20 protein-coding genes are annotated in these 19,141 nt (G+C 68.4%); 6 read left to right on the top strand and 14 right to left on the bottom strand.

The window, feature by feature from the left end:
- Window positions 1-52 precede the first annotated feature (52 nt).
- Entirely contained in the window at window positions 53-1,963 is a 1,911-nt protein-coding gene (locus AB2U09_RS20215) for an excinuclease ABC subunit C (RefSeq protein ID WP_459194551.1), read from the bottom strand.
- 81 nt (window positions 1,964-2,044) lie between these two features.
- On the bottom strand, window positions 2,045-3,118 hold the full coding sequence (locus AB2U09_RS20210; RefSeq protein WP_459194550.1) for a hypothetical protein: 1,074 nt from the start codon (window positions 3,116-3,118) through the stop codon (window positions 2,045-2,047).
- A gap of 197 nt (window positions 3,119-3,315) precedes the next feature.
- On the opposite strand from AB2U09_RS20210, the gene AB2U09_RS20205 reads away from it, so the two are divergent.
- The 4 genes from AB2U09_RS20205 to AB2U09_RS20190 all read left to right on the top strand — a co-directional run bounded on the left by AB2U09_RS20205 (window position 3,316) and on the right by AB2U09_RS20190 (window position 6,441).
- Complete coding sequence (locus AB2U09_RS20205) at window positions 3,316-4,005, top strand: hypothetical protein (RefSeq protein WP_459194549.1); 690 nt, start codon at window positions 3,316-3,318, stop codon at window positions 4,003-4,005.
- Window positions 4,006-4,086: 81 nt separating this feature from the next.
- Complete coding sequence (locus AB2U09_RS20200; RefSeq protein WP_459194548.1) at window positions 4,087-4,353, top strand: DUF7967 family protein; 267 nt, start codon at window positions 4,087-4,089, stop codon at window positions 4,351-4,353.
- Between the two features lie 55 nt (window positions 4,354-4,408).
- Window positions 4,409-5,431, top strand: coding sequence for an ABC transporter ATP-binding protein (locus AB2U09_RS20195; protein WP_459194547.1), 1,023 nt, complete (start codon window positions 4,409-4,411; stop codon window positions 5,429-5,431).
- Window positions 5,428-6,441, top strand: coding sequence for an ABC transporter permease subunit (locus AB2U09_RS20190; RefSeq protein ID WP_459194546.1), 1,014 nt, complete (start codon window positions 5,428-5,430; stop codon window positions 6,439-6,441). The genes AB2U09_RS20195 and AB2U09_RS20190 overlap by 4 nt, the downstream gene beginning before the upstream one ends.
- Window positions 6,442-6,560: 119 nt before the next feature.
- Here AB2U09_RS20190 and AB2U09_RS20185 read toward each other — a convergent pair whose 3' ends face one another.
- From AB2U09_RS20185 to AB2U09_RS20140, 10 genes are all read right to left on the bottom strand, one after another.
- A complete protein-coding gene (locus AB2U09_RS20185) occupies window positions 6,561-6,860 on the bottom strand; it encodes a hypothetical protein (RefSeq protein WP_459194545.1) in 300 nt (99 codons plus the stop codon).
- A gap of 73 nt (window positions 6,861-6,933) precedes the next feature.
- Window positions 6,934-9,027, bottom strand: a complete 2,094-nt coding sequence (gene ligA, locus AB2U09_RS20180; RefSeq protein ID WP_459194544.1) for an NAD-dependent DNA ligase LigA — start codon at window positions 9,025-9,027, stop codon at window positions 6,934-6,936.
- 64 nt (window positions 9,028-9,091) lie between these two features.
- Window positions 9,092-9,346 (bottom strand): DUF7123 family protein, encoded by a 255-nt coding sequence (locus tag AB2U09_RS20175; RefSeq protein WP_459194543.1) that lies wholly within the window; start codon window positions 9,344-9,346, stop codon window positions 9,092-9,094.
- A gap of 90 nt (window positions 9,347-9,436) precedes the next feature.
- Window positions 9,437-10,162: a G protein-coupled receptor family protein gene (locus AB2U09_RS20170; protein WP_459194542.1), complete on the bottom strand. Its 726-nt coding sequence runs from the start codon at window positions 10,160-10,162 to the stop codon at window positions 9,437-9,439.
- Window positions 10,155-11,756 (bottom strand): methyl-accepting chemotaxis protein, encoded by a 1,602-nt coding sequence (locus tag AB2U09_RS20165; protein ID WP_459194541.1) that lies wholly within the window; start codon window positions 11,754-11,756, stop codon window positions 10,155-10,157. Before AB2U09_RS20165 ends, AB2U09_RS20170 begins: the two co-directional genes overlap by 8 nt.
- A gap of 157 nt (window positions 11,757-11,913) precedes the next feature.
- Complete coding sequence (locus AB2U09_RS20160; RefSeq protein ID WP_459194540.1) at window positions 11,914-14,202, bottom strand: nitric-oxide reductase large subunit; 2,289 nt, start codon at window positions 14,200-14,202, stop codon at window positions 11,914-11,916.
- A gap of 138 nt (window positions 14,203-14,340) precedes the next feature.
- A complete protein-coding gene (locus AB2U09_RS20155) occupies window positions 14,341-15,357 on the bottom strand; it encodes a DUF7972 family membrane protein (RefSeq protein WP_459194539.1) in 1,017 nt (338 codons plus the stop codon).
- Between the two features lies 1 nt (window position 15,358).
- Complete coding sequence (gene sp36, locus AB2U09_RS20150; RefSeq protein WP_459194538.1) at window positions 15,359-15,559, bottom strand: Sp36 family protein; 201 nt, start codon at window positions 15,557-15,559, stop codon at window positions 15,359-15,361.
- Between the two features lie 70 nt (window positions 15,560-15,629).
- Window positions 15,630-16,019 carry a hypothetical protein gene (locus AB2U09_RS20145; protein ID WP_459194537.1) on the bottom strand — a complete coding sequence of 130 codons (390 nt, stop codon included), beginning with the start codon at window positions 16,017-16,019 and terminating at the stop codon, window positions 15,630-15,632.
- Window positions 16,020-16,168: 149 nt separating this feature from the next.
- Window positions 16,169-17,281, bottom strand: coding sequence for a pyridoxal-phosphate-dependent aminotransferase family protein (locus AB2U09_RS20140; RefSeq protein ID WP_459194536.1), 1,113 nt, complete (start codon window positions 17,279-17,281; stop codon window positions 16,169-16,171).
- 169 nt (window positions 17,282-17,450) lie between these two features.
- On the opposite strand from AB2U09_RS20140, the gene AB2U09_RS20135 reads away from it, so the two are divergent.
- Both AB2U09_RS20135 and AB2U09_RS20130 read left to right on the top strand, forming a co-directional pair.
- Entirely contained in the window at window positions 17,451-17,813 is a 363-nt protein-coding gene (locus AB2U09_RS20135) for a MarR family transcriptional regulator (protein ID WP_459194535.1), read from the top strand.
- On the top strand, window positions 17,814-18,152 hold the full coding sequence (locus tag AB2U09_RS20130; protein ID WP_459194534.1) for a type II toxin-antitoxin system PemK/MazF family toxin: 339 nt from the start codon (window positions 17,814-17,816) through the stop codon (window positions 18,150-18,152).
- A gap of 11 nt (window positions 18,153-18,163) precedes the next feature.
- Here AB2U09_RS20130 and AB2U09_RS20125 read toward each other — a convergent pair whose 3' ends face one another.
- Both AB2U09_RS20125 and AB2U09_RS20120 read right to left on the bottom strand, forming a co-directional pair.
- Window positions 18,164-18,532, bottom strand: coding sequence for an ArsR/SmtB family transcription factor (locus tag AB2U09_RS20125; protein ID WP_459194533.1), 369 nt, complete (start codon window positions 18,530-18,532; stop codon window positions 18,164-18,166).
- Window positions 18,533-18,662: 130 nt separating this feature from the next.
- On the bottom strand, window positions 18,663-19,064 hold the full coding sequence (locus AB2U09_RS20120) for an Hsp20/alpha crystallin family protein (protein ID WP_459194532.1): 402 nt from the start codon (window positions 19,062-19,064) through the stop codon (window positions 18,663-18,665).
- Window positions 19,065-19,141: the final 77 nt, after the last annotated feature.

Below are 19,141 nucleotides of genomic sequence, written 5' to 3'. Positions count from 1 at the left end.
CGTGACGTAATAAATCACGCGCCGCTGGACCGAACCGGCGGTCGCCCGGGATTCACAGCCGCTCGGCGAGGGTCTCGGCGGTCTTCGAGCCGACGCCGTCGACGCGCTGGAGTTCGTCCTCTGAGGCCGAACGGACGTTCTCCACGGAGCCGAATCGACGCAGCAGGCGCTTGCGAGTCGCCGGGCCGACCCCGTCGATGTCGTCCAGCACCGTCGAAACCTCGTCGCGGAGCGTCTGGTGGTACTGGACGGCGAAGCGGTGGGCCTCGTCGCGGACGCGCTGGAGGAGATGCAGGTGGGAGGCGTCGTCGGGCCAGTCGTAGACGCCCGTGGGTGTGACGACCAGTTCCTCGTCTTTCGCCAGCGCGATGGCGGGGACGTCCCAGCCGGCGGCGTCGAGCGCGTCGCGGGCGGCGCCGAGCTGGCCCTCGCCGCCGTCGATGAGGAGCAGGTCGGGATCGGGGCGCTCGTCGCGGCCCTCGACAGCGCGGTCGGCGCGCCAGCGAACGAGCGACCGCATGTTCGCGTAGTCGTCGTTCTCGTCGTCGAGCTTCTTCCGCCGGTAGTCGGACTTCTCGGGGCTGCCGTCGACGAACGTCACGTCGCTCCCGACGGCGGCTTTCCCCTGAGCGTGGCTCACGTCGAAGCCCTCGATGCGGCCCACGCGGGAATCGAGGCCGAGCGCGTCGGCCAGCGCCCGGCCCTCGTCGTCGCGGCGCTCCCGGCTGCGGGCGTTCTTCAGCGCGAGGTCGACGAGCGTCGACTCGCGGCCGGTGCCAGGGACCCGCAGCGCGACTCCCTCCCGCTCCAGCCACGCTTCCAGATCCGCGTCGTCGGGGTGGTCGGAGCAGAGGATCGCGTCGGGAAGCTCGCGCTCGGCGTAGTACTGGGCGATGAACGCCGCGAGGACCGCCCCGGAGCGCTCGCCCTCCGGGGCATCGAGGCGGTGGCGGTCGCGCTCGACGAGCTTGCCGTCCTCGCTGTGGAGGCGGGCGACGGTCCCGGTCTCGCCCTCGACGGCGACCCCGAGCACGTCGACCACGCGCTCGCGGTCGGACCCTTCGTGACGGCCCTCGCTGGCGACGGCGTCGCCGGACTCGCCGTGGATCGCCTCGACGGCGTCGAGGCGGTCACGGAGGTTGGCCGCACGCTCGAAGTTCTGGTCGGCCGCGGCGGCTTCCATCTCTCGGCGGACCGGGTCGGCGAGCGCGCCGGTCTCGCCCTCGAAGAACCGTTCGACCGTCTTCACGTCTCCGATGTACGACTCCGCGTCCACGTCGGTCTCGGCGACGCAGGGGCCGGTGCAGAGGCCGATGTCGTAGTCGAGGCACGGCCGGTCGCGGTTGGCGAACTTGTGGTCCGAACAGCCCCGCAGGCCGTAGCTCTCCCGGACGGCCTTGACGACCGTCTCCAGTCGGCCCTTGTCGGTGAACGGGCCGAAAACCGTCGCGCCGGGGTCGGGGTCGCGAGTGATCTCGATGCGGGGGAACTCGTGGTCGGTCAGCTGGACGAGCGGGTAGGACTTGTCGTCTTTCAGCCGGACGTTGTAGCGCGGCCGGTGGCGTTTGATGAGGTTCGCCTCTAAGAGGAGCGCCTGCGTCTCGGTGTCGGTGACGGCCACGTCGACCGAATCGGCCTCGGCGACCATCCGGCGGATGCGCTGGCTGCGGGGGTCGGCGTACGACCGCACCCGACTCCGCAGGTCGACCGCCTTCCCGACGTAGAGGACGCGCTCGTAGGACTCGTCGCCGCCCATCCCGGCGTCGTCGGTGAGCGCCGCGCCCGGCGCGCCGTAGACGGCAGTTCCCTCGGATTCGTCGGTAGCGTCGCTCGCGTCTCCGTTCTCGCCGGTTCCGTCGGTCCCGGCGCCGCCCCTCCCGCGGGACTCGCGGGCGAGGAACTGGTAGACGCCGGGCTCGGCGGGGAGGTCGCTCGCTCGGTCCCGGACGGCGTCGGGATCCATCGCTCTCCCGTAGCGACTCGGAGAATTTGAACCCTGCGTCCGCGGATTCCGACGGCCGACGGCGAAGGCGGATTCGGCGGGTCAGCCGCCGAATTCGAACCCGGGATCCGAGGCGTCGTCGCGGTCGTCGTCCGCGTCCTCGGATGTGTCCTCGTCGGTGTTCTCGGGGATGCGCTCGTTTGCATCCCCGAAGCCGTCGCCGTCGGATTCCGGATCGTCGGAGGCGCCCTCGACGACGCGGTCGACCGCCTCCGTGAAGTCGGTCTGGTTCGTCTCGCGGACGGCCCGCTCCACGTCCGCCCCGGAGTCGCGAGCGGCCGCGTCCCGGGGTTTGGCTGTTCCGTCGGCGGGTCGGGTCACACCGTCGGTGGGTTGCGTCACACTTTCGACCTCCGACTGCTCGGCGTCCGCGACGAACCCCTGACTCTCGACCGCGCCGGACCCCGGGGACAGCGGGTCCGATTCGGCGCCGACGCCCGATTCCGGACTCGATGGCGTCTCATCGGTCGTCGAGCCCGCAGCGGCACCGCTCCCGAACAGCACGACTTCGAGGTCGGCGACCGCGGCGTCGAGGCCGTCGTCGTCGGCCGGAACCCGGATCGGGTCCTCGTCGCCGGCGACGTCGATCACGAGGACGCGGTCGCGCGTGACGACATAGACGCCGAAGACGAAGACGGCAAAGAGCAGGAGGACGGCGCCGATCAGCCGGGCGAACTCGTCGATGCGCGCGATCACGTCGAGGAACTGCTGGAGCATCGCGAGCAGGCCGCCCATCCCGAGCTGTCCCGCCGCACCGGTCTCTCCGAAGGCGTCCGTCGGGACGAACGAGGCGAAGTCGACGAACACGCCGAGCGCGAGGAGGACGACCCCGTAGACGAGAATCCGGCCGCCCATCCAGAGCAGGTTGCGCTCGCCCTCGTGGCCGACGCGAACGTCGGTGACGTTTGGGAGGTCGATATCACGGTAGTTCTCGCCGCTGCCGTCCGGTGTGAACGCCAGCAGGCGGTGGCTCGTCACGACGACGCGGTCGTCGCCGCCCAGATCGACGCGCTGCTCGACCGTCTCGCCGTCGTAGAGGAGGTCCTCCGCCGATCCGGCCCACGCCCGCCCCCGCTCGCCCCCGATGCCGTCGAAGAGCCGGCCGAACCAGGACATGCCCTAGGGAGGCGGACACACCGTCTTAAAGGGTGCGCTGGCGCGACCCCGCCTCGGTCCGCAACAGCGGTGTAACCGGCTATCGCTCCGGCCCCTGACCGGTCGCGGTCACCGCACCTCCGCCAGTTCCGAACGCCCGGCGTTCGCCGGGCAGTAACCGGCGTATAACCAAGTGATCCACCCGGCGAACGCGAGACGTGCCCGACTGGGATCGGATTCGGACGGAACGGGTCGTGGCCGCCTGCCGGTGGGTGCTCGTGCTCGCGCTCGCTGGCCTCGAAGTGGCGACGCTCGCCCTCTGGCTGGCGCTGATCGAGGGCTCCTCGCCGCTGTCGCGGGCGGCCGGGGTTGGCGTCGTCGTCCTCGTCGTCGGCCTGCAGGTCGAGCACTTCCTGACGGACCTGGCCGCCAACGGCTCGGCCGTCGGCTTCCCGCTCGGTCGGACCCTCGCGGTCAGCGTCACGGAGGCGCTGCTGTGGATCGGCTGGTTCGCGGTCGCGAAGGTGCTAGGCGGGCTGCGCGGCGTCTTCGTCGCGGGCGTCGCCTTCGCCGTCGCGCTGGCCGTCCAGCACACCGTCGAGGCCAACGCCCTGCGCGGCCGACCGCTCTCCGCTCGCCTGTTCGACCCCGCGACGGTCGGCTTCAGCCTCGTCTCCGGCGCCGGCGCCTCGCTCTGGCTGCTGTTTTCCACGGCGGTCGAGGGCGCCGAACCCCTGACCCTGTTCGTCGCCGGGGCCGGCATCGACCCCGCGACCGCAGGCGGGGTCGCGCTCGCCGCGGCGCTGCTCGTCGAGCGTCTGCTGGTCGTCCGGTTCGCCCGTCGCGACCGCACCGAGCACACGATCCCCGCACGGCGGACGAGCGGCTCGTGGTCGCGCGCCCGGTGACCGGGAACGGCGCCGCGCGCTCTCCCGCGTTCGCTGACCGGGACCGCCGGCTACAAGCCAGCCCGGCGCCCACGGACGCGTATGAGCGACGACACCGTCAGGTGCTGGCTGGTGGACCGACAGTCCCGCGACGAGAACCTCGTTACGCTGGTGTACGCGACGCTAGACGGCCAGCGCCACCTCACGAAACAGCTCTCCTTCCAGCTGCTCTCGCGCAAGCCGACGACCGCCGCGATCGACGTCGATCCCGAGCGACTCGAACCGACGCCGGACCCCGGCGAGCGGGAGCGCTACGCCACGCAGGCCCAGTCGATGGCCGAGCAACACGACCCCGATGACGAGGTCTGACGCGCCGGTTTCGTACTTATGAAAACCTATAAATGAGGGCGCGAAAGGCCCGGCCATGCCAGCCATCGAACTCGACGGCCTGACCAAGCGCTACGGCGACGTCGCCGCGCTGCGGGGGGTCGACATGACCGTCGAGGACGGGGACGTGTTCGGGTTCCTGGGGCCGAACGGCGCCGGCAAGACCACGACGATCGATATCCTCCTCGACTTCGTCCGCCCGACCGCCGGGTCGGCCGAAGTGCTCGGGATGGACGCCCGCGAGGAGTCGGAGGCCATCCGGGAGCGACTGGGCGTGCTCCCCGACGGCTACGACCTCTACGACCGACTGACCGGCCGACAACACCTCGAATTCGTCGGCGAGGCCAAGCGGACCGACCCCGACGTGGAAGGGCTGCTCGACCGCGTCGGCCTCGACGCCGAGGACGCCGACCGCAAGGCCGGCGGGTACTCCCGCGGGATGCAACAGCGCCTCGCGCTCGCGATGGCGCTCGTCGGCGAACCCGACCTGCTCGTCCTCGACGAGCCCTCCTCGGGACTGGACCCCAACGGCGCCCGACTGATGCGCCGGATCGTCCGCGAGGAGAACGAGCGCGGCGCGACCGTGTTCTTCTCCAGCCACATCCTCGGGCAGGTCGAGTCGGTCTGCGACCGCGTCGCCATCCTGCAGGACGGCCAGATCGTCGCCGAGGACAGCGTCGAGGGCCTGCGTGAGGCCACCGACACCGGGACGAAACTGGTCGTGAACGTCGCGCCCGGCGAGGCCGAACAGGCCGCCGACGCCGCCCGGGGACTCGCCGTCGTCTCCGGTGCGACCGTCGAGGGCGACGACCTCGTGGTCGACTGCGAGAGCGACGCGAAGATGGACGTGCTGACGGCCATCGAGGACGCCGGCATCGAGGTCGAGGACTTCGAGACCCGCGAGGCGTCGCTCGAAGACCTCTTCGCCGCCTACACCGACGCCGAGGGCCGGCCGACGGCCGGTGACGCCGAAGTAGTCGACGCGGACGCCGACGCGGCGGGTTCGGACGGCGAACCGACAGATGCAGACGCCGAGGCCGAGGAGAGTGGTGCGCGATGAGCACCGAGAACGACGGGCTCGACGGCGCGCTGCTCGAGACCTTCGACTGGTACCCGGTCGCGAAAAAGGAGTTCCGCGACGCCATCCGCTCGAAGGGGCTGTGGATCCTCTCGTTCCTGTTCACCGCCCTGTTCCTGCTCCCCGCCGGCCGCGCGCTGTTTTTCGGCGGGAACGTCAGGCAGGACGTCGCCCAGATCGGGATGCAGTACTTCATCTCCTCGTTTTACCTGACCACCGTCACGCTGCTGGTACCAATCATCGTCATCTTCGCCGGGTACGCGGCGGTCTCGGACGAGCGGGTGAGCGGGTCGATGAAGGTGCTCCTCTCGCTGCCGTTCTCGCGCCGCGACGTGATCATCGGGAAGGTCGTCGGCCGCAGCGCCGTCGTCGGCGTCCCGCTCCTGCTTGCGATCGGACTGACGGGCGTGTTCTTCGCCCTCTCGCAGTTCCAGTTCAAGGCCGACGTGTTCGCGTGGTTCACCCTCTTCACACTCGCGTTCACGCTGGTGTTCACCGCCTTCGTCGTGAGCATCTCCGGCGCGGCGTCGACGAACCTGCGCTCGCTCATGGGCGCCGGCCTCGTCTACTTCTATCTCTCCTTTGGCTGGAACTCGCTGGCCAACTGGATCGGCGACCTGCTCGCCGACTACGTCGGCGTCGCCGATGCGCTCCGCTGGCAGGTCGTCCTGTTCGTCAAACTGCTGAGCCCGACGCAGGCGTACAAGACGCTGACGCGCTCGCGCGTCCTCGGCGGCGAGAACGCGGCGCTCACCTCTCGCTTCCAGATGTTCCAGCAGGACCCCGACACGATGGGCGTCATCTGCGGCGACGTGCTCTCCGGAAGTCCCCAGACTGTCCAGAGCATGTTCGGCAACCGGACCGTCTGTGAATCGGCCGGGTCGTCCATCCCGCTGTACTTCTCCGACCCCGCGGTGTTCCTGAGCTTCATCCTCTGGATCGGCGTCGCCGCCGCCATCAGCTACTACACGTTCGACAAGGTCGATCTGTAGTCGGCGTTCGCTTCCGACCGAATTCAGTTCGTGCGAGCCTGTCAGCGACACGTCTCGCCGGTATCGGTGGTACCGAGAGTGCCTCGCCGTGTCGGTCGAGATCGCGACGTGCGGGCGTGCTACAGTACCACGTCGAGTACCGCCAGGATCATCTGGAGGAAGAAGAACGCGGCGGTGAGCGCGAAGGATCCGGCCACTGTGACGATGACGACCGTCTGAAGGATCGAATCCCCGGACCCCGTCCCGTCTCCGTCGTCCCTGCCCACTTCGGCTCCGCTATCGGTGTATCCCATCGACCGGAGGGCCCCGGATGCGGAGCCGTCCTCCGAACCCCCTTCCGTTTGGTCCGCATTCCCCGTTCCCGTGGGGTTCAGTCCCCCTATCTCGCCGTCCACCCCACTGGCGCCGTCTCCGTCCATATTCTTTCACATCGATAGACACTAATAAGCCTTCTCCGGCGAGCCGTCCGCGATTTCCGTCGCGACGCCGGCGTCAGGCCGCTATCTCGACGCCGTACTCCCGCAGTTTCTCCTCGAACGCCTCGACGCCGTCGAGCGTCGGTACGTCGTGCTCGGCGGCGTCGTCGCGCTTGCTCTGGCCCGGGTTCGACCCCGTGACGAGGTAGTCTGTGTTGCTCGACACGCTGCTGGTCGCCGAGCCGCCCGCGCGCTCCACGAGGTCCTGTGCTTCGCTGCGGGTGTAGCCGTCCAGCGAGCCCGTGAAGACGAAGGTCAGCCCGTCCAGGGCGTCACCGGTCGTCGTCTCGGCCTCCTGCGGGTCGACGTGGGCGAGGAGGCGGTCGAGCACGTCCGCGTTGGCCTCGCTGTCGAAGAACTCACGGACCTCGCGGGCGACCGTCGGTCCCACGTCTTCAACGGCCTGCAACTCGTCCTCGTCGGCGTCCCGAACTTCCCCAAAGGTCCCGAAGTGCCGCGCCAGCGAGGCGGCGACGGTCTGGCCGACCTCGGGAATGCCGATGGCGGTGAGGAAGTCCGCGAGCGGCGGCTCGCGGGCCGCGTCGAGTTCCGCGACGAGGTTCTCGGCGCTGGTCTCGCCCCACCCTTCGAGGTCGGTGAGGTCGTCGACGGTGAGTTCGTAGAGGTCGGCCACGTCCGAGACGAGACCGGCGTCGAGCAGTTGCTGGACGCGCTCCTCGCCCACGCCCTCGACGTCCAGCCCCTTCCGGGAGGCGTAGTGCTGGACCGACCGCTCGCGCTGGGCGCGACAGCCGAGGCCACCCGTGCAGAAGGCCATCGGGCCGTCGCGCTCGACGGGGCTGCCGCAGACCGGGCACTCTTCGGGGAACTCGAAGTGGCCGTCGCCGTCGGGCTCGGTGACTTCCGCCACCTCGGGGATCACGTCGCCGGCGCGGCGGACGCGCACCTCGTCCCCGATACCGACGCCCAGTCGCTCGATCTCGGCGGGGTTGTGCAGCGAGGCCCGGGAGACGGTGACGCCGCCGACCTGGACCGGGTCCATGAGCGCCACGGGGGTCAGCCGACCGGTCCTGCCCACCTGCACCACCACGTCGCGGACCGTCGTGTGTTCGCTGCGGGCGGGGAACTTGTAGGCGAACGCCCACCGCGGCGCTCGGGATGTCGTCCCCAGTTCGTCGCAGGCGTCGGTGTCGTTCACGGAGATGACGACGCCGTCGATCTCGTAGTCGAGGGCGTCCCGTTCGTCGAGGCGGGCGTCGCGGTAGTCGATCGCCGCCTCGATATCGTCGACCAGTTCCGTCCGTTCGCAGACCCGCAGCCCCCACTCGGGGAAGGTCTCGTGCATCTCCCAGCGGGTATCGAACTCGGCCCCGTCGAGCACGTCGAAGAAGAACATCGAGAGCGGGCGCTCGGCGGTGACCGAGGGGTCGAGCTGGCGCAGGGTGCCCGCGGCGGCGTTGCGCGGGTTGGCGAACGGGTCGTCGCCGCGCTCGACCAGCTCGCGGTTGTACGCCTGGAAGGCCTCTTTCGGCATGTACACCTCACCGCGGACCGCGAGGAAGTCGGGGTAGTCGCCGCGGAGGCGCTGGGGCACGCTCGGGATGGTCCGGACGTTCGCGGTCACGTCGTCGCCCACCTCGCCGTCGCCGCGGGTCGCCGCCCGCTGGAAGACGCCGTCCTCGTAGACGACCTCGACGGAGAGTCCGTCGAACTTCGGCTCGCAGTAGTAGTCGATTTCCCCGTCGTAGTCGGCGGTTTCCAGCCGCTCGCGGACCCGGCGGTCGAACTCGCGGACCTCCTCGGCCTCGCCGCCCTGGTCGATCGACCGCATCGGCGCGACGTGTTCCACGTCCGGGAGTTCGTCGCGGGGCGCGCCGCCGACCCGCTGTGTCGGGCTGTCGGCGGTCTGGATGTCGAACCGCTCTTCGAGGTCGCGCAGTCGGGAGAACAAAGCGTCGTACACCCGGTCGTCGATCACGGGGTCGTTCTCGACGTAGTAGCGGTGGTCGTGATAGCGGATGGCCTCGCGGAGGCGCTCGGCCTGCTCGCGGGCCGCGTCCTCGCCGAGGTCCTCGACCGGGTGGAAGTCGGTCGACGGGTCGTCGACGTACGGGTTGTCCGGGCGCGTCTGGGCCGCCTCGTCCGTCATTACCCCCCTCTCGCGGCGGCATCCTCTTTGAACCGTCGGTCGGGGCGAACGGTGCGGCCGCCGCTCAGGCCGTCACTTTCCAGGTGGTGCTGTCCGAGCGACCCCACTGTTCGATCTCGACCTCGCGGGTACGGTCCTGCAGGAGGCCCATGTTGATCCCGACCTCCTTGGGCGAGAGGCCCAGCTCCTCGGCGATGTACTTCGCCTTGAAGTAGGCAGTCCCGTCGACCTGCTCGCGGAGGTGCGCGAGGATCTGCGACTGCGTCTCGGTCAGCGACGGGGCCGCGATCGCGCCGTCACGGCGTGTTGGCGTCGGCATAGTTCACGCTCGGCGGGGATTCACCATTGTTATGCGTCGACTTCGGCCGAAAAACGGCGATACGATCCCGTTGGCGGACGTGGCGGGAGGTCAGTCGCTGCCGGTCGCGCCCGCGCCCGTCTCGGATCCGACCGCGTCGAGGATGGCCTCGCCGGTGTCGTCGACAGCGATCGCGTCGACGTTCGCGAACAGGAAGCCCGCGAACCCGGCGCGGATCAGCAGGTCCATGTACGCGCTGATAGTGCTGAGGACGAACTCGTCGAACACTTGCGCGACCCCGAGCAGGGAGAACGCGATGAGCATCCCGATCAGGAAGAGGAGGAGGTTTCGCGCTTTCCAGTGGAGGAGGCGCTGCCGGTCGGGGACCCGCTGGGCGCGCTCCCAGACCTGACCGAGCATGAGGTACGCGAACAGCACGTGCCCGGCAACCATGACGAGCAGGCCGGCGATCCCGGCCACGCCACCGACGATCACTCCGCCATTGAACGTGACGACCTGGATCACCGGGACGACGACGAAGACGCCGACCATCCGGCGAGATTCGCCAGCGAGGAGGGCCGTTACCCCCCACAGCACGGAGTACGCGATCAGGTCGTCGGCGATCCCCGGCGCGTCGAGGGTCGTCCCGGCGACGTCTGTACCGATGCCGAGCGCGATCAGCACCGTTGCGACGAGCGAGACGCCGAGGACGAACAGGACGGGATAGCAGTACCGCCGGCGGGACGCGGCGATCCCCCGGAGCCAGCCGAGCAGGACGACGAGTGTGAGCGCCTGCACGGCGGCCGAGACCCAGAAGACGACCGACGACTCAGTCATCGTCGCCTCCCGCGAGCGTGACGGCGTTCGGACTGGGTCCGTCGCCGGCCGCGTCCACGTCGCGCGTCTCGAAGTCCGCGAGGCGGTCGAGGAGGTCGTCCGTCCGCGCGGAGAGGTCGTCGGCGCGCTCGCGCACGTCGGCCATCGTCCCCGCGGTCTCGGAAGCGGTGTCGGCCAGTTCGTGCGAGCGGTCCGCGACGCGTCGGGCCACCTCGCCGACCGAGTCGACGGTCGCGGCGACCTCTTCGGTGGCGGCCGCGCCGTCGTCGGTGGCGCGGGCGATCTCGCCCATCGCGGCGTCGACGTCGTCGACCGTGTCGGTCAGCGAGCCGAGCGTGTCGCCGGCGTCGGTCACCGTGTCGACGCTCGCGTCGATGCGCTCGCGGGTCCGGTCCATCTCGTCGGTGACGTCGTCGACGTCGGTCCGGGCGCCCTCGACGATCGACTCGATCTCGTCGATGGCGGACTGGGTCTCCTCGGCGAGTTGCTTGACCTCGTCGGCGACGACAGCGAAGCCGTCACCGCCCACGTCGGCGTGGGATGCCTCGATGTTGGCGTTCAGCGCGAGGATGTTGGTCTGCTCGGCGATGTCGTCGATGATGCCGGTCGTGTCGGCCACGTCGTCCATCCGGTCGTCGAGTTCCGTCACCAGACGGTCGAGTTCGTCGACCGTCTCCGCGACGGTCTGGATGGCCTCGATGGCTTCTTCGGCGCGCTCGGCGCCGGTCGCGCCCACGTCGGAGGCCTCGGCGGCCTGGTCGGCGATCTCGTCGGTCGTCGCGGCGACTTCCTCGATGGTCGCCGAGAGGTCGTCGACCTCGGCGACGGCGCTCTCTAACTGTTCGGCCTGGTCTTCGAGGTCGGTCGCCAGCTCGCGGATGTCGTCGGCCAGCCGCTCGTTGAGGTCCTGGACCTCCGCGGACTCCGCGGCGACCGTCGTGCTGGACTCCTCGACGCGCTCGGCGAACGTCCGGATCTCCTCGACGGTCTCGGAAAGGCCGACGGCCATCTCGTCGTAGGCGTCGGCAATCCGGTCGACGGCGTCGACGTCGGTGTCGGTCGCGAGGTCGCGCGTGAAGTCGCCCTCGGCGGCGGCGGTCATCGCGTCGCCGATGCGCTCGGCGTGGTCGAGCAGCTCCTCGTTGAACGCCTCGGCCTGCTCGGTCGCGGCCTCGGCCTCCTCGCGAGCTTGCTCGGCCTCCTTGCGAGCCTCGTCGGACTCGTCGAGGGCGTCGCCGAGCGACTGACGCATGCTGTCGAAGGTGTTCGCGAGTCGCCCGAACTCGTCCGAGCGGTCGACCTCCGCGGACGCGTCGAGGTCGCCGTCCTCGACGGCCTCGGCCGCGTCGGTCAGCCGGCGGAGCGCGACGGCCGCGTTGCCGCCGAGTACGATAGCCAGAAGCCCGAGATTGAGGACGAGGACGAACAGCGTCCCCGCGACCGCGGAGACGCCCGCGGCCGACTCCGTCGCGGAGGCCGCGTGGTCCGCGAACACGGCCCCGAGCGCCACGGTCGCGGCCGCCGTCAGCGCCACCGCCGCGGCGATGCGCCGACTGTAGTGGTTTCCGATCGCTGATACTGTCGCCGTATTCATCACTAGCCTCCCGTTTCGTGACCGGTCCTTTATTCGTATCTCCCCCAATTTCTGATCTGATAACTACGGCATGATTGAGTGTGTAGTACAGTGTCCGAAAACACCGATCGCTCTATAGAATCAAGAACGATATTCGGGGGACGTCGCCCTGCCCCAATCAGTCGTCGCCGAGGATCCCTTCGGCGACGGCCATGTCGTCGACGTCGGGGTCGTCGGCGGTCCCGCGCAGGACGAACCGTTTGCGGACCAGGTCAGCGGCGAACAGCGCGGTGCCGGCGATGATCATCGTGTCGCCGGGCAGGCGCGCCCAGAAGAGGTTCTGGACGATGGGCTGGTTGTAGAACGCGAGGCTCCGACCGGCGGCGTAGCTCTCGGTGAAGATGGCCTCCAGTTGCAGGAAGCCGACCGGGAGCACGGAGATGAACACCATCAGCGCGAGGCCGACGTTCCACAGCCAGAACGCGCCGCGCAGCCACGAGCCGTCCCAGCGTTCGGGACGGATCGAGATGCGGAGCATGTAGGTGACCATCCCCAGCGCGAGGAAGCCGAACGCGCCGAACATGGCCGCGTGGGCGTGGCCGACCGTGAGGTAGGTGCCGTGCTCGTAGTAGTTGATCAGCGGGAGGTTGATGAAGAAGCCGAGGACGCCGGCGCCCACGAAGTTCCAGACCCCGCTGGCGACGATGAACATGAACGGGAGCTTGTAGGGGAACGTCTCCCCGCCGCCGGCCATCGCGCGGTACTGGCCGATGGCCTCGTAGAGGATGAACACGAGCGGGATCAGCTCAAGCGTCGAGAAGACGCTCCCGATGGGCACCCACAGGTCGGGCATCCCGACCCACCAGTAGTGGTGGGAAACGCCGATGACGCCCGTCGACATGACCAGCAGCGCCTGCAGCATGACCGCCTTCTCGGCGCTGCGGCGGGTGAGGAGGTTCATCGAGACCAGCGTCAGGCCGACGATGGCGACGATGAAGAACTCGAAGGCGCCCTCGACCCACATGTGGACGACCCACCAGCGCCAGAACTCGGTGACGGCGATGTTGGTATCGGGGGTGAACAGGAACCCGGCCGTGAACAGCAGGGCGATGGAGCCGCCGGCGTAGAGGATCATGTGCGCGAGGCCGTAGACGGGCTCGCGGTCGAGCATCGGCTTGAGGCCCCGGATCGAGAGAGCGGCCCACGTGACGAAGCCGACCAGCAGGCCGACCTGCCAGACCTTCCCGACTTCGAGGTACTCCAGGCCCTCGTTGCCGACGAGCCACCACAGCGCGCCGTCGAGGTAGCCGTTCGAGCCGAGCCAGATGCCGGCGAGGCCGCCGACGGTGACGACGACGATGGCGCCGAGCAGCCCGTTGACGAACGTCGACTGGCGCTTGGGCTCGTGGCCGGTCAAAAGCGGCGGGAGGAACAGCCCAGCGCCCAGCCACGTCGCTGCGATCCAGAGGATCCCCAGGTCGATGTGCCACGTCTTCGCGATGGCGAAGGGCAACACCTGGAGGATGGAGACGCCGAATATCTCCTCGACGCCGAAGAAGCCGGCCCGCTCGATGTAGAAGTGCGCGAGCAGTCCACCGAGCAACACCTGCGCGAGGAACAACCCGGCCGCGACCGGGACGAACCGCATCGCCGCCCGCTGGCTCGGGAAGACGCTCACGTCCGCAGGTTTCGGCACGGAGATGCCCTCGGCGGACGGTTCGGGGAGTTCGACGGACTTGTAGAGCCAGATGCCCGCGCCGGCGCCGCCGACGAGCAGGACCATCGCGATGACGCTCCAGGTCATCGCGGCGGCGGTGGCGTCGTTGCCGGCGGTCGGCTGGTAGGGCCAGTCGTTCGTGTAGGAGTGGTCGGCGCCGGGCCGGTCAGTGTGGGAGAACCAGGCCGTCCACAGCGCGAAGTCGGCGAACTGGCGGGCCTCCTCCTCGGAGTCGATCATGTCGACGGGGACGCCGCGCTCGTGGTCGCCCTCGTGGTAGCGCTCGACGTACTCTTCTCTGACCTGCTCGTGGGCGTAGGTCTCGGCCGCGGAGTACTCGATGGCGCCGCCGTCGTAGGTGCCGTCCAGATCGGACTGGACGTCGTCGTCGACGGCGGCCTGCTCGGCGGAGTCGAGCGACTCGTACTCGCCGCCGTAGCGCTCGTCGGCGTAGTAATCGCGCATGTGCTCGACTTTCAGGTCGAGCGTGTCGGCGGTGTAGTCGGCGCCGTAGTACGCACCGTTGCCCAGTATCGACCCGTGGTTCATCAGCCCGTCCCGCTGGAAGGCCTTCTTGCCCTCCCGGACGTCCTCACCGGTCATGACCGTCTGGCCGTCGGGTCCGACGACCTTCTCGGGAATCGGCGGCGCCTCCTGGTAGGCCAGCCAGGCACCCCCTGCCATCACGATCAGGTTGAACACGAAGGCCGCCGCGAGGGCCTTCGCGATCGTGGCTCGCGTGACTCTCATATGCGCCGCTTCGGTCGCGTCACTTACGTCACCCTCCCCGGCTCTCGTCGGCCGGCAACGCGGGCGAACATGTTCGATCGATGGACGGGACTGTCCAGCCGACGGTCGGGCGTCCGACCCGACGTTCGCGGCGGCCGCCTACCGCTGTGAATCCCGCAGGATCAGCGGTTCGATGGCGAGCGTCCGCTTCGTGACGGTGAGGATGCGTAGCAGATAGGAGACGAACAGCAGGAACGGGACGAGCGTCACCGCGAACGCCCCGCCCACCACGAGGATGATGGTGTCGATGCCGAACGTGGTCCCGGGGAACGTCCCGGCGTCGACGACCGCGAGCATGATCCCCGAGACGGCGAGGGCAGGGACCGCCGCGTAGAGGATCAACTGCGAGAGTTCGATCAGCGCCCACTGGAAGTAGAGCGTCTTGACGTGCTCGCGCGCCGGGGCGAACAGCGACAGCGCCGCCTTCAGGTCCGCGAGCAGTTCCCGCTGGTCCGCATCGAGTTCGCCCTCGTACTCGTTTGCGATGCGCTCGACCTGAAAGATCTTCCAGCTGTAGTTGAAGTTCAGGGCGGCGAAGACCACGTCGAACGAGCCGAACTGGGCGTCGTCGAGCTGATCGGTCACGGCCTCGGCGTTCCCGACGACGCTGTCGGCGAACTCGTTCACCTCTTCGCGGAAGACGTGGTCGTCCGTCCCTTCTAGCGAGTCGCGGAGCGCCTCCGCGCGCTGGGCCGTCACCTCGATGATCTCCGCGAGGAACTCGGAGGGGGTCGGGGGACTCGGCGACCCGATCAGCTCCTCCGTGAAGTCCCGGAAATCCATCGAGTTGCTCATGCGCTCGTGCTGGTCGCCGAGCGGTCCCTCCTCCTGGGTGAGCACGAGTTGACCGAGGGAGACGACGAACGTCGCCCCGGTCACGACGGCGGTGATCATCGTCGAGAACATCGTCTCGATCGTGTCTCCCGACCGTATCTGCTGGGCGAACGGCGGCGAGAGGACGGCGACGAACAGGACGAAGGCGACGAACACGGCGCCAGTCAGAGCGGCGGTGAGAGCGAGTCGGTTCATCCCCACCAGCAGCCAGAGTTTCGTCCGACTCTCGCCGGCCCGCTCGCGCATCGTGTCGGCGGTCCCGGTCTCCCCGTCGTCGGTCATGTCAGTCGCCGGCTCGCGCCGGTCGCTTGAACACGAGGTACTTGGTGCCGCCCCCCTCGTAGTCGACGGTCGCGGCGAGTTCCCACCCCTCCGCGCCGAGTTCGTTCAGCTCCGCCTGCGGGTCGTCGGCCTCCTTTCGCGTCTCGTCCCGCGGCGGACGAAGCGTCTCGTACTCCCAGCGGACGGGTTCGGCGTCGGGCATCACCCTCCGCTAGGTGCTCCAGCCCCCTATACGTCCGTGCCGGGCCGGCGGTCCCGAGGAAGATCCGCGGTCAGCCCGCTCGCTCGATGTACTCCCGCCAGACGAGCGTCCCGACCGCGGAGCCGACGACGTACGCCCCGAGCAGCGTCCACGGCTGCGAGCGGATGAGGATCAGCCACAGGACGACGAACGCGCCGACGACGAGCCCGAGGAACCACATGAGGTAGCGCCCGCTCTCGGTCTCGACTTTGAGTTCCATCCCCGTCGCCAGCCGGATCCCGATCATCGAGAGCGTCAGGACTGCCCAGGTGGCCAGCGGCAACCCGAGTGCGGTGAGCGCGCTGGCGTCGATCCGGTCGGTCGAGGAGATGATCAGCGACCAGCCGACCAGACCGACGGCGATCCAGACGACACTCCGCCAGAGCTCCTCGCTAACTACACGTTTCGATTCGACGTTCACAGCGTATTGTAATTCATATGAATGTATTAAAATTTTAACATCTGCTGTCTGTCGACGTCACGTCGGCGAAACCGCTGGAGACGCGAACGCTCGGGCGACAGGATCGCCAAGCACGCGACCCGGTCCGGCCCGTCTGGGATCGATGCCGACTACAGTTCGGCCACGTCTTCGATGGCGTCGGTGAGTTCCTTGATGCTCTCCAGATCGTGTTCGCCCATGTGCCCGATGCGGAACGTCTTTTCGCCGAGCTGGGAGCCGTACCCGTTGGAGAACACGAAGTCGTACTTCTCCGAGACCTCCTCGATGGTCGCGGCGACGTCGATGTCCTGCGTGTTCTCGATGCAGGAGACCGTCTGGGAGCGGTACCCCTCCTCCGCGAACAGATCGAAGTGCTCGCGAGCCCAGTCGTGGACGTACTCGGTCATCTCCTGGTGGCGCTGGTCGCGAGCGCGGTGGCCCTCCTCGAGCATGTGCTTCATCTGCTTGCGGTAGGCGAGCATGACCGGGATGGCGGGCGTCGAGTGGGTCTGACCCTTCCGCTCGTAGTAGTCGAGCGTTCGCTGGAAGCCGCCGTACCACGACGCCGACTCTTTCTCCAGTTCGCGGTCGTAGGCCTCGTCGCTGACGACGCAGACGGCGAGTCCCGGCGGCATCGCGAACGCCTTCTGCGTCGAGGCGAAGATGACGTCGATGTTGTGCTCGTCGATGTCGACGTAGTCGCCGCCCAGCGCGGAGACGGCGTCGACGACGAAGTAGGTGTCCGGGTACTCGGCGACGACGTCGCCGATCTCCTCGATGGGGTTGCGGACGCCGGTCGACGATTCGTTCATGACCGTCGCGACCACGTCGTAGTGCTTGTCGCTGTTTTCGAGTTCCGCGCGGATGTCCTCGGGTTTGATCGCCTCGCCCCAGTCGTACTCGAGGCGGTCGACGTCCTTGCCGAGCCGTTCGGCGACGTTGGCGTGGCGCTCGCTGAAGCTCCCGCAGGTCGGCACGAGGATGTTCTCGTCGACGAGGTTGAGCGTCGAGGCCTCCCAGAACTCCGTGCCGGAGGCGGTGAGGATGACGACCTCGTGGTCGGTGTCGAGGAACTCCTTCGTGTCCTCGACGATAGTCGTGTAGAGGTCGGTCATGCGGTCCATCCGGTGGCCGAACATCGGCTGGGCCATCTCGTCGATGACGTCCTCGCGGACTTCGGTCGGACCGGGGATGTACAGCGTCTTGTCGTCGTAATCGCCTGTGTATTCCTGTTTCTTGGGCACTGGAACCACCGTTTGCTATCGAGAGCGTCGGCGCGAGGTGGTATGGTAGTTTTGATGCCACGGCGACACCGTCGACGCAGTCGACACAGTCTGTGGCGCTACTGGGGCCGTACCGAGGGTATTCACCGCCGGGACTATTACGTTCAGTTACGTAGTGACAGTGATTACAATGCCCATCGACGTCGAGGAGTTCGAGGAAGCACCGGAATCCGAACTCCGGGCGACTGGGAGCGGTCCGACTAACGCGGAGCGGGTGCTCTCGTTCCTCAGTGAGCACGACGATCAGGCGTTCACGCCGAAGGAGATCAGGATGGAGACCGGCATCCCTCGAGGAAGCATCGGGGTCGTGCTGAGCCGACTGGAGGACAGCGGGCTCGTCCGACACCGTGGAGAGTACTGGGCGCTCGCACCGGATACCGACGTCTCCCGAGCACTCGAGAGTGCGCACGTGGCCCGTGCGGCGAGCGATCGACTCGGTGCCGAGGACCCGGCAGAGTGGGGCCCCGGTCTCGACGAGTCGGAGGACGCGTAGATGCCTTCGCGGGGCGACGTCCACTGGGGACCCGCACCGCACAAAGACACCCCGGCGTATCGACCCTGGCTGATTCTCAGCACCGACAGCCACCCGTTTGCGGACGAAGAATGCATCTGCGTCGCGATGACGACCCAGGCCCACGACGAGGGCATCCCCGTCACCGACGACGCGTGGACCGCAGGCGGGTCTGCGAAACAAGCCTACGTCTCGCCGTGGTACGTCGCGACGATCAAACACGCCGCGTTCGATAGACAGCAAGGAGCGCTTGCTGACTCGCTCGTCGACCGGGTAGTCGCGACACTCCACGAGTATACGCCCGAATCCTCGACGTCGTGATCGGTTATCCCTCACCCCAACGACGGCGAGAGGTGGACGTGGAACAGCTTCTGACAGTCGGACTCACCGCAGACGGGACACTCTTCCGTGTCGACCGACGCCTGGTCAGGAGTCGGTTCGTCTGCAGCGGCCGCCGTCGCGACGATGCGACTGCCGGCGTGGCCGAGTTCGTAGCCCTCGTCGGTCTCGCGCACGAAGTACTCGCAGAGCCGGCGGAGGTGGTAACTGAAGCGGCCGGAGTCGCGGACGCCTGCGCGCTCGCGGAGACGGGAGAACGGGAGCGGTCCATCGGCGTCGGCCAGCGCCCGCAAGATGTCGAGGCGCGTCTCGTCGCCGAGGGCCGCGAAGGCGTCCGCGGGGTCGTCGACGGAACCGGTCATGGTCGACCGTGCGGACGGGCCTGTCCTGTACTTTGTGGCCGTCGCTAGACGGAGAGGAGCCGTCACGGGAGACAGACGGGTAACGACGAGAGACGAGCCGGTGGGTTCCGGGAGCAGCGACCGGGCGCGACTACGACAGGTCGATGTTGGCCGAGTCGTCGGCGCGGTCGAACGTCACTTCGAGGATGCCGTTGTTGTACGACGCCGAGGCGGAGTGCTCGTCGACCCGCGTCGGCAGGCGGACGCGCTCGTGGTACTCGCGGGCGGCGCCCGCGGCGTCGAGGGTGAGCACTTCGCCGTCGCAGCGGAGGTCGATGTCCTCCTTGTCGACGCCGGGGACGTCCGCGACGACCCGCAGCTGATCGTCTTCCTCGTAGACGTCGAGGTGGACGTCCGCCCCGCTGGGGTCGGACGGGCCGGCGCCGGCGTTCGAGCCGCCGCGAGCGCGCGCGTCGTCCATCACGTCGTTCATCATCCGCTCTATCTCCCGGAAGAACTCGTCGAAGGGGTCGTCGCGGTCGTCGCGTCGCATGCGAGACGCTATGTCGATCGATGGCAAAAACTTTCGGCTCTCGGATCCGGAAGCGATACCGCCGATCCGCCGGTCGG

The sequence above is a fragment of the Halosimplex yunnanense genome (assembly GCF_054504345.1).
This window is presented reverse-complemented; position numbering and strand designations above follow the sequence as displayed.